The sequence below is a fragment of the Olsenella sp. oral taxon 807 genome (genome assembly GCF_001189515.2).
Classification (GTDB): Bacteria; Actinomycetota; Coriobacteriia; order Coriobacteriales; family Atopobiaceae; genus Olsenella_F.
In genome coordinates, this window is record NZ_CP012069.2 from 2928318 (window position 1) to 2941695 (window position 13378).

Annotated in this window: 12 protein-coding genes and 2 tRNA genes; 2 read left to right on the plus strand and 12 right to left on the minus strand. The window is 57.5% G+C overall.

Annotated features, from left to right (window positions below; genetic code table 11):
- The 9 genes from ADJ70_RS12685 to ADJ70_RS12725 all read right to left on the minus strand — a co-directional run bounded on the left by ADJ70_RS12685 (position 1) and on the right by ADJ70_RS12725 (position 7480).
- Positions 1-1281: an adenylosuccinate synthase gene (locus ADJ70_RS12685; RefSeq protein ID WP_050341984.1), complete on the minus strand. Its 1281-nt coding sequence runs from the start codon at positions 1279-1281 to the stop codon at positions 1-3.
- Between the two features lie 133 nt (positions 1282-1414).
- Positions 1415-2818 carry a replicative DNA helicase gene (dnaB, locus tag ADJ70_RS12690; protein WP_050341986.1) on the minus strand — a complete coding sequence of 468 codons (1404 nt, stop codon included), beginning with the start codon at positions 2816-2818 and terminating at the stop codon, positions 1415-1417.
- 562 nt (positions 2819-3380) lie between these two features.
- Entirely contained in the window at positions 3381-3947 is a 567-nt protein-coding gene (gene rplI / locus ADJ70_RS12695; protein ID WP_050341988.1) for a 50S ribosomal protein L9, read from the minus strand.
- Between the two features lie 54 nt (positions 3948-4001).
- Positions 4002-4274 (minus strand): 30S ribosomal protein S18, encoded by a 273-nt coding sequence (gene rpsR / locus ADJ70_RS12700; RefSeq protein ID WP_050341990.1) that lies wholly within the window; start codon positions 4272-4274, stop codon positions 4002-4004.
- A gap of 43 nt (positions 4275-4317) precedes the next feature.
- Positions 4318-4956: a single-stranded DNA-binding protein gene (locus tag ADJ70_RS12705; RefSeq protein ID WP_050341992.1), complete on the minus strand. Its 639-nt coding sequence runs from the start codon at positions 4954-4956 to the stop codon at positions 4318-4320.
- A gap of 44 nt (positions 4957-5000) precedes the next feature.
- Positions 5001-5294, minus strand: coding sequence for a 30S ribosomal protein S6 (gene rpsF, locus ADJ70_RS12710; RefSeq protein ID WP_050341994.1), 294 nt, complete (start codon positions 5292-5294; stop codon positions 5001-5003).
- A 332-nt stretch (positions 5295-5626) separates the two neighbouring features.
- A complete protein-coding gene (locus ADJ70_RS12715; RefSeq protein WP_050341996.1) occupies positions 5627-6997 on the minus strand; it encodes a DUF4013 domain-containing protein in 1371 nt (456 codons plus the stop codon).
- A 259-nt stretch (positions 6998-7256) separates the two neighbouring features.
- Positions 7257-7348 (minus strand) — tRNA-Ser (locus ADJ70_RS12720).
- Positions 7349-7389: 41 nt separating this feature from the next.
- Positions 7390-7480, minus strand: a tRNA-Ser gene (locus ADJ70_RS12725).
- Positions 7481-7856: 376 nt separating this feature from the next.
- Between ADJ70_RS12725 and ADJ70_RS12730 the strand changes: the two genes are divergently transcribed.
- Positions 7857-8630, plus strand: a complete 774-nt coding sequence (locus ADJ70_RS12730; RefSeq protein WP_062393155.1) for a PD-(D/E)XK nuclease family transposase — start codon at positions 7857-7859, stop codon at positions 8628-8630.
- Between the two features lie 246 nt (positions 8631-8876).
- On the opposite strand, the gene ADJ70_RS12735 is transcribed toward ADJ70_RS12730, so the two are convergent.
- Positions 8877-10595, minus strand: a complete 1719-nt coding sequence (locus tag ADJ70_RS12735) for an ABC transporter ATP-binding protein (RefSeq protein ID WP_050342000.1) — start codon at positions 10593-10595, stop codon at positions 8877-8879.
- A gap of 990 nt (positions 10596-11585) precedes the next feature.
- Positions 11586-11774 carry a hypothetical protein gene (locus ADJ70_RS12745; protein ID WP_050342003.1) on the minus strand — a complete coding sequence of 63 codons (189 nt, stop codon included), beginning with the start codon at positions 11772-11774 and terminating at the stop codon, positions 11586-11588.
- Between the two features lie 50 nt (positions 11775-11824).
- Here ADJ70_RS12745 and ADJ70_RS15520 point away from each other — a divergent pair, with 50 nt between their 5' ends.
- On the plus strand, positions 11825-11953 hold the full coding sequence (locus tag ADJ70_RS15520) for a hypothetical protein (RefSeq protein ID WP_256381292.1): 129 nt from the start codon (positions 11825-11827) through the stop codon (positions 11951-11953).
- Between the two features lie 360 nt (positions 11954-12313).
- On the opposite strand, the gene ADJ70_RS12750 is transcribed toward ADJ70_RS15520, so the two are convergent.
- Positions 12314-13237 (minus strand): helix-turn-helix domain-containing protein, encoded by a 924-nt coding sequence (locus tag ADJ70_RS12750; protein WP_157051550.1) that lies wholly within the window; start codon positions 13235-13237, stop codon positions 12314-12316.
- Positions 13238-13378: the final 141 nt, after the last annotated feature.

Genomic DNA, 13378 nt, shown 5'->3' on the forward strand with positions numbered 1-13378 from the left:
CTAGTTCCAGTACCTGTCAATGGTCTGCTCGCGATCAGGACCGACCGTGATGATGGAGACGCGCACCCCCGCGAGCTGCTCGAGGAAGTCGATGTAATCTTTGGCCTCGCGGGGCAGCCGATAGAAGTCGCGCACACCCGAGATGTCACACTGCCATCCAGGCAATGTCTCATAGACGGGCTTGGAGTGGTAGAACACGCTCTGGTGCTCGGGAACGGTGGTGTAGCGCCTACCATCGGCCTCATAGGCGACGCACACCTTGATCTTGTCCAAGCACCCAAGGACGTCGAGCTTGGTGATCGCAAGGTCCGTGAGACCGTTCACGCGGGCGGCGTAGTTCACGATCACGCCGTCGTACCAGCCACAGCGCCTCGCGCGCCCCGTGGTCACGCCAACCTCGTGACCCGTCCTGCCAATGAGGTCACCCACCTCGTCGAAGAGCTCGGTCGGAAAGGGACCCGATCCAACGCGGGTAAGATAGGACTTTGCGACGCCCAGCACGCGCCCTATCTGGGTGGGGCCGATGCCCGAACCGGTGACAGCGCCGCCGGCAGTGCAGTTCGACGAGGTGACGAAGGGATAGGTGCCGTGGTCTATGTCGAGCATCGTCGCCTGGGCTCCCTCAAGAAGAATGTTCTTGCCCGCCTCGAGCTGCTCGTTGAGGAAGAGCGAGCTCTCGACGATGTAGGGACACAGGCGCTCGGCATAGGGCAGGTAGGTCTCGCAGATCTGTGCTGCGCTGTAGGTGGGAAGCTCGTAGACCTTCTCGAGGATGGGATTGGTGTAGGCCAGGGCCGCCTCGAGCTTCTCGCGAAAGATCTTCTCGTCGAGCATGTCCTGCACACGCAGGCCGGTGCGGTTCATCTTGTCCATATAGGTGGGACCGACTCCACGCTTTGTGGTGCCGATGAGGTTCTTGCCGAGCCTTTTCTCGTGCGCTCCGTCGAGGTCCTTGTGGTAGGGCATAACGATGTGGGCGTTGCCCGAGACCTTGAGCGCATCGCAGCTGATACCCTGCTCGCTGAGGGTGTCGATCTCCGAGAGAAGCAGCTCGGGATCCACGATGCAGCCGTTGCCGATGACGGGGTAGGTTCCCTCATACATGACTCCAGAGGGGACCTGGTGCAAGGCAAGCTCATGATCGTTGGCGATGACGGTATGGCCTGCATTGGCCCCGCCTGCGTAGCGGCACACCACGTCGAAACCACCGGATATGAGGTCGGTGACCTTGCCCTTGCCCTCGTCACCCCATTGCGTGCCGACCAGTACTGATGCAGGCATGCTGACTCCCTTCTGGTATAAGCCGCCTCGGCTTGTTTCTAAGTATAGGCTACCTGAGGACCCAAAGCGCGCACAGGGACGTCGCTCGCCAACAACACGACAGGGGGATCGGCTCGAGGCAAGCGTCCGCCCCCTACTCAGAGTGCCTCGTGTCCACCTCGACGAACTTGGTGGAGTTGGGGATGAACATGAGCGGAACGACGTCGAGCGGCCCGGATCGGTTCTTCGCGATGATGAACTCGGTAACGTTGGGGTCAGGCCGGTCGGCCCTCTCGGCCTCCTCCTCGGTCATCGAGCGGTCGAGCAGGATGACGATATCGGCGTCTTGCTCGATCGACCCTGACTCGCGCAGGTCCGAGAGCTGGGGGCGCTGTCCCCTGCGGTCAGTGACCTGACGGTTGAGCTGCGAGAGCGCGACAACGGGACATCCCAGGTCCTTGGCCATGATCTTGATGCCACGCGACATCTCGGAGACCTCGGTGGCACGGCTGTCCGTACGCCGTGCGCCTGAGGGTGGAGAGAGCAGCTGGAGGTAGTCCACGAGCACGATGCCCTTCTCCTTGCCCCTGAGCATACGACGTGACTTGGCTCGTATCTCGGTCACCGTGGTGCCGGGCGTATCGTCGATCATGATGTCCAAGGCCGAGAGGTCGGTCGTGGCCCCGATGATCTGGCTCCACTGGTTTCCCTTGATGCGAGCGCCCCTGATGTCAGAGAGAGAGATCCTTGCATGGGCCGAGAGCAACCTCTGCGCTATCTCTATCTTTGACATCTCGAGCGAGAAGAAGGCCACCGACGCACCCTTGGCCGCCGCGTTGAAGGCGAGGTTCAGGGCAAACGAGGTCTTGCCCACACCCGGTCGGGCGCCAACGACGATCATCTGACCCGGCCGCAGGCCCTGAAGACGCGAGTCGATGCCCGGATAGCCCGTCTCGACACCAAGGACGCTGTTGGGGTTCTGACAGGCCTCCTCGAGCTCCTCATAGAGCTCGCCCATCACATCGGAAAGCATCGAGTAGCTGTTCCTGACAGAACGCTCCGTGACGCCCATAAGGAGCTTCTCGGCCTCGTCCACGACCTCCTTGGTGTCGCCTGGCGCATCAAAGGCCAGCGAGCTGATCTTTGCCGAAGCCATGATGATGTCCCTGAGCGTCGAGTTGCGACGTAGGATCTCGACATGGTGGGGCCAACTGACGAGCGCCGTGCTCTCTTGGTTGAGGTCGATGAGATAGCTCGTCCCACCAACCTTGTCGAGCTGCCCCGCGCTCTTGAGGTAGTCAGCAAGCGAGATGCTATCGATCACCTTGCCATTTGCGAACATGTCACTCATCGCGTTGTAGATCAGACGATGTGCATACTGATAAAAATCAGCTTCTTTTAGTAGAACTATGCATTCTTGAAGTATGTCTGATGATATAAGCATGGCAGAGAGCACCGCCTGCTCCGCCGCTGCGTCCTGGGGCATGGTCGGGCGACCTCTCTCCGCAGCAGGTAGTGACCCGTCGTACCCGCCATAGCTGTCATATCCATCTGGCATGCTAACCGCCCATCGCCTTGCTGCTTAGTTCCTCACCCAGACACACACGCACCCGAGCTACCGACCATACCCATGGGCCTCCGAACGTGTCCTCCCGCACTGCCTCCATACCGTAGGCCCTACGGACCTCCATCGATACGCTCGCCAGACTGTGCGATGACAGTATTGCAACCCCTCTTGGCGTGGAAAGTCAATCATGGTCATGAGCAGGCCGTTGTTCAAAGTGCCCCTCTGATACCCTTGCCTTTAGCGCTTTTCGACGTTATCAACAAATTTAGAAAGTCTTTCTTCGATGGTTTTCGACAAATCGAGGCTCACACAAGTCTATTCGTCTACTTGAGGGTTACGGGCCTATCAAGCTGATGTCTCTGTCCTCGGTTTTGAATAATGACTGGTAAACAATGGTTTTTTACAGCGAGTCATGAAAAGGAGACTTCCAGCAGACAAAGCTCCTCGAAGTCTCCATGAAAAGGATCGCCTGGTCCTTGGGAGAGTATGGTCCCGCTCAGCAGGCAGAGTGTTTAAAAACCTGAGAATCGAGGTTCTCTCGTCCCAGATGGGGCTACTCTTGCCCCTCCCCACCTGCGGCAGCCTCTTTGGTGGACTCTTCGGCGACACTCGCGTCATCGCTGGCGACCGCCTCGGCGGCAGCCTCCTTGACGGCGTCTTCGTCGAGCTTGTCCTCGACCACGCCCACATAAAGGCTCACCAGAGCATTGATCTCTCGGTAGAGGTTGATCTCGATGTCATGCTTGCCAGCGGTCTTGATAGCGGCGGTGCGTGTGATGCGCTTGCGGTCTATCTCGACGCCAAGCTGGCTCTTGATGGCGCTGGCGATCTGGGCGGTGGTAACAGAGCCAAAGAGCTGGTTGTTCTCCCCGACCTTGGCATCGACGGTTACGGTCTTGCCGTCGAGCTTCTCCTGCATCGTGTTAGCATCAGCGATGCGCTTCTCCTCGCGCTTCTCGATGTTGTGGCGACGCTGCTCAAGCTGCTTGATGTTGCCAGGGGTAGCGGGCTGGGCGACCTTGTTGGGGAACAGGTAGTTCTCCGCGTAGCCTTGGGCAACCTCCACAAGGTCGCCCTCTCCGCCCTTGCCCCTGAGCTCATCCAGAAGGATGACTTTCATGGGTACTCCTTTGTGTCGTCGGCACGAGCCGACCCCTCGTATGGTGTCTGCGCGCTAGCCGCGACTGCGACCGCTACGGCTAGAAACCACAGCAACGGTATACGGAAGCAATGCCATCTCGCGTGCCCTTTTGATCGCGAGCGCGATGTCATGCTGATGCTGCGTACAAGCGCCTGTGACGCGACGCGGCTTGATCTTGCCACGATCAGTCATGTACTTGCGAAGGAGCTGGACGTCTTTGTAGTCGATAAAGTCGACGTCCTCCTTGCAGAACTGGCAAAACCTGCGACGCGGCTGGCGCTGTTCGACCTGCCTTTGCTTAGCCATGTCTTATGCCTTTCTCTGGTGGCACACGGCCACCTCTTGAACCCTAGAATGGGATGTCTGTATCGTAGATGTCCGCCGAAGGTGGGGTCTGGACAGGGGGGCTCTGGACCTCGGGCGCTGCCTGCACCGGTGGAGCGGGCTGGGCCTGAGGGGCTTGTTGGACCTGTGGGGCGGGCTGGGCCTGCGGGGCCGACTGTGCCTGTGTCGCCTGCTGAACAGGCTGGGCCTGCGGGGCCTGCTGCTGCGTCTGCGGGGCTGGCTGGGCCTGTGGGGTTGCGTAACTTGGCTGCTGATACCCCTGCCCCTGTGACGCCGATGGCTGATAGCCGCCCTGCTGCTGATCTTGGTCACGTGGTGAGAGAAACTCGACCTGATCCACGACGACCTCAAGCTTGGAGCGATTTGATCCTGTCTGCTTGTCCTGCCATTGACTCCAGCGAAGCTTGCCCTCGATGGCGACTTTGGAACCCTTGCTCAAGAAGCGGTTTAGCGGCTCAGCACGGTTGCCAAACACGACGCAGTCCACGTAGTTGGGCCTATCTTCCCAATTTCCCGTGGTCTGGTTGCGCACACGGTCGTTAACTGCCACGCCAAAGCTCAGCACTTGCGTGCCGCTCGGCAATGACCTCAGCTCTGGATCACGCGTGAGGTTGCCGGATATGTTAACCCTGTTGATACTCATGCGACCACTCCTCCTTTGGGTCCAACGCCCACCTTCCTTACGCCTTAGTCCTTGTCGCTACGACGCACGATCATGTGGCGCTTGACAGCGTCGTTGATGCGCAGGACTCTGTCGAGCTCGGCGATCTGGACGGGATCAACGTGGAAGTTGACAAGAATGTAGTCGCCCTCAGCGAGCTCATCAACCTCAAATGCGAGCTTGCGCTTGCCCCAATCCTCGGTGTTGTCGATCACACCACCGTCTTCGGTAATGGCAGCACTGATGCGCTTCGTAACACCCGCACGGATCTCCTCGGTACTTGTGGGATCGAGAAAATACAGCAGTTCATAGGCCTTCATATGGTCACCTCCTCTGGACTAGCGGCTCCGGTCAGTGAAGGTGCACCCGGAGCAGGAAAGATCAAGTTTGCACTTTAGCACAGCTCTTTGTTGTTCTCGCATGTCGACGCCCATCTTGAAGCCTCCCACGGTTTCACCACATCGCCTGAGCACAGCGTAGCTGACCGAGCTGGCACGGTTATATCGTGCAGCTAGCGGTCAGCTGGCTATGTAGCGACAGATACCAAGTTGAGACCCTTAGAAGAGAGCTGCGCTGTTGAACGAGGCTCTGTATATCTCCATAATAAGAACATATGCTAGCGTCAACATGATTCCGTGTCACAGGCCTACGTTTAGACAGACGCCGGGTCGTTCTCACCCGCTTCCTCGCTCGCTTCTACAGAGGGAGGCTCCTGTCCCATAGTCTGGGCGCCCACATGGGTATCCGCTTGGGTACCCCCATCTCCTTGAATCCCCTCCGGAGTCTGGAGCGTCTTGGCAGCCATTGCCTGCGAGGACTGCTGCGTGAGGTCACCCCCATAGGGCAAGGTTGACTCGACGGAAGAGGCGAGCCCGTCTGTCTGACCCGAGCTAGATGGTACGGATGACCCCGAAAGGGGGGTGATACCAACCGGCTCGAAACTGGAGGAAGGTGGTGGAGCAGGGGCGTCTGTCATAGGAGCTGGCGTCGCCACAGGAGAGCCATACGGCATAGCAGGCTGATACGGAGACGCAGGAGAAACGGGTGTCGCAGACGTGGACGTCATGTTCGCAGGCGCGGGCACAGAGCCATTCTGGTTCATCTCAACTTGGGGCGTTATGGGAGCTATGGGAGTCACAGGAGCGCCCATCGTGAAGGCTTGCTGGGGGACCTGAGCCTGACCGGGCTGCACGGGCATACTCCCCTGTCCCAGCCATGGTGACGCAGGCAGTGGGTCTCCGCTCGCACCCCAGGACAGAACGTCGAACTGCCTCAACCAAAGTCCAACCATCACATAGCAGATAAGTCTCAAGACGAGCAGGATGATGTCTACCGCTAGGATATAGAGAACGATAGCGAGCAGGGTGATGAATGCAGGGACGAAATGAGAGGTCCCGCTCGCCATTCCATAGGACAGCAGTCCCAAGCCAAGGATACCAAGTAACCCGGCAAAGAAGCTGAGTACCCCAATGACAGCGCCGCTAATAAGTACAGAGAGCAGGTTTATGCCAACGATTTTAACAAAGCCACCGATGTCACGCTTAAGCATGTCAAAGATGCGGTTAAGCTGGTACCCAGCGGTATAGCTCTGATAGATGGTTGTCCGAACGCCTGCAATCACAAGAAAGACCCAGTAGCATATCCCCACGATGTTAGCAAGAAACGACATAAAAGAACCATTATCCACACTGATATAGGGGTAAAAGCTGTAGAAATGTAAGGTCCCGGTTCCGAGCAAGGTGAAGCAGTAGAACATCGTCCACAGAACACCCCAGCCAAACTGGGCGACAAACACACGCCACCCACTCGTAAGGCACTGGCTCAAATTGATGTTCTTCTGCTTGGGAGAGCCTTCAGCCCCCCAAGCAATGAGGCGCGCCCACTCAGCCTCATACCCTAGAACCCATAGCCAGCCCACGATGGGAATGAGCATCCAAAGGGCCAGCATCACAATGACCTTAGGCCAGCCCTTGTCCTTGGTAAGCAGGGCCCAAGCATGGGAGAAGTACCTCGTTTCCTGCATGACCAGCCAGCTCCTTTCAACGTTGCAACGAGTGCGGTACGCCCGTACCTCTGGTACCCAACGTTACCACCCACCACATCGCACATTGCGCCAACCCACGGCACTCGTAAACGACTCGCTCGGCATCCACCGAACGTATCCTGAATTTACTCGATCCAGACTCATAGCAAGGGGTACCTCGCATCACGGACTACCGCAGGACAAGCCGAAAGCCACGCAGCCAAGAGATACAGATGTACGCAGATATGTTCGTGCATTCTGGCGGAGGGGGAGGGATTCGAACCCTCGTACCCGCATAAGCGGATAAACGGTTTTCGAGACCGCCGCATTCAACCACTCTGCCACCCCTCCGCAGGGTGAAACGGCGTCCTCACGGACGCCGTCAAAGATTCTGGCGGAGAGTCTGGGATTTGAACCCAGGATACGCTTTCGGCGTATACACGATTTCCAATCGTGCTCCTTCAACCACTCGGACAACTCTCCAGAAAACGCATATGAGAGTATAGCGCAAGTTCTTGGCTGGTGTGATAGATAGAGTATCTCCACAGGTCCTCGACCTACAGTTCTAATTCCTCGACCTACAACCTTATGAGTGTATACATGGGATTGATCCAACGCTATCGCAACAGACAGCCTTTCGATACACGACGCCAACCCTGCGCAGTCCATAAATGAGGCTTCGTGGGTTCGGGTGGATAGGCGGTCACGCCATCGCCGCAGCGTGGGCCTTAGGCCCAGGTGCCCGGGATCCACGAGAGTTCACAAGATCTCCATATTCTTGCATTAACAAGAACGCCTGTTCCAGTCCTGTGCTATGGTAAGTGTCAAGAAACGGCGGCGAGCGGGGGACGGTGGTCGGATGGCACGGGCGGTACGTGACATGGGCGCGCTGAGGCCCATAGACGACCTGATGTTTCGGGTGATGGCGAGGGACAAGGCCTTCTGCGGGGAGCTCCTGGGGGTGCTGCTCCAGGACCCGGGGCTCGAGGTGGTGGAGTGCAAGCCGCAGTCCGCCGTCACGAACCCGCAGGGGCGCTCGGCGGTCCTCGACGCCCTCTGCGAGCTCTCCGACGGCAGGTTCGTGAACGTCGAGGTGCAGCGCGCCGACGATGACGACCTCCAGAGGAGGGTGCGCTACTACGCCTCGCTCGTGACGACCGACAGGACGCCCCCGGGGGCGCGCTTCGCCGACGTCCCAGACGTCTGCGTGGCGCTCGTCTGCGAGTTCGACCCCCTCGGGGAGGGCTGCCCGCTGTATCATGTGGACAGGGTCGTCAGGGAGGGCGGGCGTGCGCTCGACAACGGCCTCTCGGAGCTCTACGTGAACGCCCTGGCGAGGGACGGCAGCGAGGTCTCCGCCCTCATGAGGGTGCTCACGGAGGCCGAGGCGTACGACGAGGAGCGCTTCCCGGAGACGTCTAGGGTGAAGCGCAGGCTCAGGGAGACGGAGGAGGGGCGAAAGGACATGGGAAGCGTCATTGAGGAGATCCGCGCGGAGTGCATCGCTGAGGGCAAGGCCGAGGGCAAGCTCGAGACGCTCGTCCGGCTCGTGCGTGCCGGCCTCGTGGACGCCCGCGCGGCTGCGGCCTTGCTGGAGATAGATCTCAAGGAGGTCGAGCGCATGCTCGCGTAGACGATATGACCTGAACTGAGGGAGTAGAACTTATCTCTGAGTCGGGACCCAAGGGAACCTCCCGCGAGCCAGAACGGCCCCGTCGCGGCAGGACGGCACTGAGACGCCACGACCGGCGGGAGGGTCCTTATGGCCATCTATCGCGCATGCCTCGGGATCGGCGGCCACCCGTGAGCCGCGACGGCATGCGCGCCGACGCCCGAATATTCGCCATCCACATCGGTCGCGTCGCCGCAACCACTCTCATTATCCAACGGTATACAGCGCCTTAAAATAGCCATTCTTCTGCATGAGTTCATCAAAACGACCACACTCGCAAATGGAGCCCCCCCTGAGAACAATGATCGCATCAAACTGTTTAAGCTGAGACTTCTCCAGGCTATGCGTCACCACTATGCGAGTTGTACCGTCAAGCGCGAACACTGATCGCATCACCTGGGTTGCCGTGTCACGATCAAGAGCGGAAGTAATCTCATCCAACAAAAGCACCTCCGCACCATTTAGGAGGGAACGTGCGATACAGACTCTCTGACGCTCACCGCCAGAGAGGTTCGATCCTCTCTCGCCGCACGCCCACCCCATGCCATGGTCCCTTACAAAATCAACAAGTCCCGCATCTGCGACCGCTCGGTCAAGCGATGCTTCGTCTGCTTCCTTGAACATTGTAATGTTATCGCGTAGACTCGCATTGAACAGGTAGTTCTCCTGCCGTACGATGGAGACTCGTCGATATAGGGAAGTGCGCCGTATATCTCTCACGCAAATACGATCATAGGATATCTCTCCCGTATAACCTGCGTGCTCTCCCATCAAGAGGGAGAGTAACGTCGACTTCCCCGATCCCGTTCCACCAACAATGGCATAACACCCGCCAGTGTGAAAGTCGAAGCTTATATTGTCCAGCATGTTCCGGTTGCAGTCGTATGAGAAAGACACGCCTGAAAGCGAGATGCCTTTAGTAAGGGGGGTGGGAAGCTCCCTCGTTCCATCCGAAACATCTTGAGTAGCGAGAAGCTCGCATAGCTTGCCTACAAGCTGGTGTGCGGACTTCCGGGCACCTATGACTTGGGGAATCTGCAAGATCGGATTCGAGAAGTAATTCATGAGCTGACCGACAAGCAGCACCGTGCCTGGCGTGACACTCCCATCCTCCACACAGAGCCATGCAGCAAAGAGTGCTGTTCCGAGCTGTGTCACGAAGTACGCCAGCTGGCTTAAGATCGCAATGCTTTCCCGCGTGGAGCGCTGAGCACACTTTGCATCCTCAAGGCGTCTATTACTCTCATCAAAGATCCGCCTTGCGGCAGGCTCTGCCATGAAGCTCTTTATGAACGAAAACCCCGCAACGAGATCCTTTATGCTCGCGACGAAGCTGTCGGACTCATTTGAAACCATCACCTGTCTCGATGCAAGCCTGTCACCCGTCAGAAGGCTGACGCACACGGGCGCTATCGAGAGTAAGACAGCAACGACGGCAAGTCTGACATCCTGCACCACGAGCATTGCGAGGGCTCCGCCGAAAAGGAGCACGTAGGTGACAAGATCAAAGATCTTTTCCAGATAGCTCGTCTCAATGGAGGTAAGATCATTGGTGAAGGCTGAAACGCATTGGCTTGCCTTTTCTTGGGGTACCGACTGTATTCCCTTGTTCAGGAGCACATCAAATGCTCTCTTGCGATACTCGTACGTCGCGCTACGCATGAACCGGGGAATCGTGTAGCGATCACATAACTGAAAAATTATCGTTACTACCACAAGACCGCTGACCTGCATGGCTTCGAACCAGAGCATGGATGCATTCCTACTTGAGGCAGCATTTATAATCTCCATAAATATATAGGCATACCACAGGCCTATACAGCTAGTGAACATCCTGCTCACGATCGTGTAAAAAAGATAGCGCTTGTTGTTGCGATAAAAGCAGGAGAAGAGTTCCTCATGCAGCTTCGACACCTCAACGTCCACGGATGCACCCACCTCAACCGCCTATCATCGATAATCTACCATTGAATAGTCAGCCAGTATGCGGATAGAGCGATGTGGCTTCGGAGCCTGTCATCTCTCGGCGCTACGATTGTATTGCCAAACACGAAATCGCCAGCGGGTCCATCCGCCCAGAATGTCGCCAAACGCAAAGACGGACGGGCCCGCTGGCGGACGGGATGGTAACTCATGCCACGCCGCGAGAACCTCTGCGTCAGCATGGTGGATGAGTTCTTAGACGCACAGTTCGCAGGACCTTCTTCCGCCGTCGCCGCAAGGAGGTGCCAAGGGGAGGTCGGCCTCGGGAACGTTCGATGAGGCTGCCAAAGCCCGGAGGTCTGATCCATGGTGCCCCTGGTGCCGCCACGAGCACAACAATCGCGACTCCTCCACCCCGTCAGGTCAGTGGCGCTGGGCGTGCACCGCATGCGGGAGAACCCACGCGGCGCTGACCGGCACGGTCATCGAGGAGCCAAGAGGGACTTCGCGACCCGGGCGCAGCTCGTGCGGCTCATGAACTGGTATGCCTACTTGTTCCGGGTCAAGCAGGCCGAAGAGAGGTGACCCAAGACTGCAAGAGTACTTCGCCATCTGATGCTCACGGACGCGCATTACCGCAGTTCAAGGAAACGCTAGTATCCGCACACTGGTTGACTGTTCGTATTTGATCAATGCTACAGCGAGTCCTTACCCACCGCAGTTAACGCCACAAATTGAGAACATTTCATCTACCCCAGTCATGTCATCAAGCTCAATTGGAATAGGATCCCACTCTTCTCTCTTAATATCAGACATGGAAATCACCTCCTTTGCAATGTTGTGGTAATCATTACAAAGAGAGGAAAATTTCGCCATAGCGTTTCGTGCTAGATTTCCATTTAGCATGAAACGCTATGGCGATTCTTCTTCACATAATTCCCTATTAGACCACCGTTGACATGGCCAGCTTCTCTTCCAGTAGGACCAAGACGGCTACGGCTCCCTTGCGAGGGCGAACTGTGTGTGGTCATAGCCCCCAGTCACAGCCTGGCCCGACAGGGTGTCCGCCCTGTCGACGTCCGACCCCCTCGTCTGCTCGTCCCACAGGAACCAGTCAAGGTGGTGGCCGAGCCTCACGGCTATGGATGCCGCAGGCTCGCCACCGGCCTTCGCCAGCAGCATGCGCGCTCGGCCCGAGCGCGCACGCGGCGCCGACACCTACCGCAGGGGAAGTGGCGAGACGGCCGGGCGAGGAGGATTTCGACCTACTCGAGCAGTTCGGGATCAAGGCCATAGGCGACAGGCTACGCGAGATGGCGGGCAACCCCTCCTGCGACGGACAGCCTTCGAGGAGCGGATGACCCCTCCCGCTTACATCCCCGCCTTGCGCGGCAGCCCCACGAACGCGGGATCCGGCAGTGGCACGCCCACACGAGCCATTGACCGGGCGTGTCCGACGTCTGCAAGACGCACGGCCCATGTAAGATGACGACGGCATCTGCCACACCGACGCCGCCTGTCGGGGCATCACCAGACGCGAAAAGATTCGCTCCGACCCGCCCTCTCCGAGACAAACCGACGCATCGCGATAGGTTGGCCCAAAGCTGCCCGGCGGCGACCGTAAGGAACCGGTACGCTGTGAGGGATCGTCGAAAGGACGCGTAACCAACCCCTTAGACACGAATACTACCGAAACCTCCCCATTCAGTAGACATATAAGGCTATAGCTCAACCCCAAGTTCTCTCTGAGTCCAACCCCGTATGATGGCAGCATTTTCTGCATCACCGATAAGATCCAGATAAGGAATGATAATGTCTAACATTTTCCTTGCCCCATCCACATCCCCCTTACGAAAACTTGTACGTGCTTCAGAATAAATGAGCTGTGGCAGATAATAATGAAGATGCTCCTCTAGGCACTCTCTCTTGGACCGCTGTACAAGCGCAAAAGCCTCACCGAAGTAACCCTGCAGCTCAAGACATTGTGAGAGGTTAAACTCAACGTTCACTCTTGTCTCGTGGAACTCCATGCTATCGGCCTCTTGGGCATCCAATGCAGCAAGTAACTCCTTCCCAAACATGATAGCCTCAAGCGCTTGCCCTGCATAAAACAGTGCTGGTATCCGCAGGGCAAGACTCTGCATCTCATCTCTTGAGAGCAACACATGTTTCAAATCCCCAAAGTCTAGGTTGGGCTGGGTAAGTCTTACCGCCTGATCAAGCTTTGTAAGCGCCATCCCCGCGTCATTCGGTCCACAGTTTTCGCTCAGCAATGCAGCTGCATCTAGGGATAGATATATCTGACGAAGCGTCGGTCTATTTTGGGAGCTAACATCCAAACGCTCAAGCAAGGCCCTGAACTCATCAAACCTACCACGATGGAGCAAGACGCTAGCCTGTTTTGCTTTGTCCACAAAATCATAGTCCTGCTCACTCTGATAGTACACATTACACAGTTGATACGTATTTGAATGGAGGCGGGCAAGAAGAGCATCAAGCAGTGTCTTAGACGGCATCTGACGCTCATTCTCAATGCGCGAAATCGTAATGGGAGAGCAAAGCCCCTCGGCAAGTTGTTCCTGCGTGAGACCGTGCTGTCTGCGCAGACTACGAATGGTCTCTCCAAGTGAGCTGCGCTCTACCATGATGAGTCCCCTAACGACGTCGAAGCATATAGTCCGACAGTAGTGCACCCCTCTGCTCAGTGTACCCGTAACGTCCTCGCCTCCCCGGAGACGTCGAGAAATCAGGAGCCCGATACACCGATCGTCATGGATCTTTGCGCT

Bases quoted from the DNA above. Each gene is read 5' to 3' on its own strand.
- rpsF (WP_050341994.1), bottom strand. From the start codon at position 5,294: ATGAAGGCCTATGAACTGCTGTATTTTCTCGATCCCACAAGTACCGAG.
- rplI (WP_050341988.1), bottom strand. From the start codon at position 3,947: ATGAAAGTCATCCTTCTGGATGAGCTCAGGGGCAAGGGCGGAGAGGGC.
- ADJ70_RS12715 (WP_050341996.1), bottom strand. From the start codon at position 6,997: ATGCAGGAAACGAGGTACTTCTCCCATGCTTGGGCCCTGCTTACCAAG.
- ADJ70_RS12705 (WP_050341992.1), bottom strand. From the start codon at position 4,956: ATGAGTATCAACAGGGTTAACATATCCGGCAACCTCACGCGTGATCCA.
- dnaB (WP_050341986.1), bottom strand. From the start codon at position 2,818: ATGCCAGATGGATATGACAGCTATGGCGGGTACGACGGGTCACTACCT.
- ADJ70_RS12730 (WP_062393155.1), top strand. From the start codon at position 7,857: ATGGCACGGGCGGTACGTGACATGGGCGCGCTGAGGCCCATAGACGAC.
- ADJ70_RS12685 (WP_050341984.1), bottom strand. From the start codon at position 1,281: ATGCCTGCATCAGTACTGGTCGGCACGCAATGGGGTGACGAGGGCAAG.
- ADJ70_RS12750 (WP_157051550.1), bottom strand. From the start codon at position 13,237: ATGGTAGAGCGCAGCTCACTTGGAGAGACCATTCGTAGTCTGCGCAGA.
- rpsR (WP_050341990.1), bottom strand. From the start codon at position 4,274: ATGGCTAAGCAAAGGCAGGTCGAACAGCGCCAGCCGCGTCGCAGGTTT.
- ADJ70_RS12745 (WP_050342003.1), bottom strand. From the start codon at position 11,774: ATGCTGCTGGCGAAGGCCGGTGGCGAGCCTGCGGCATCCATAGCCGTG.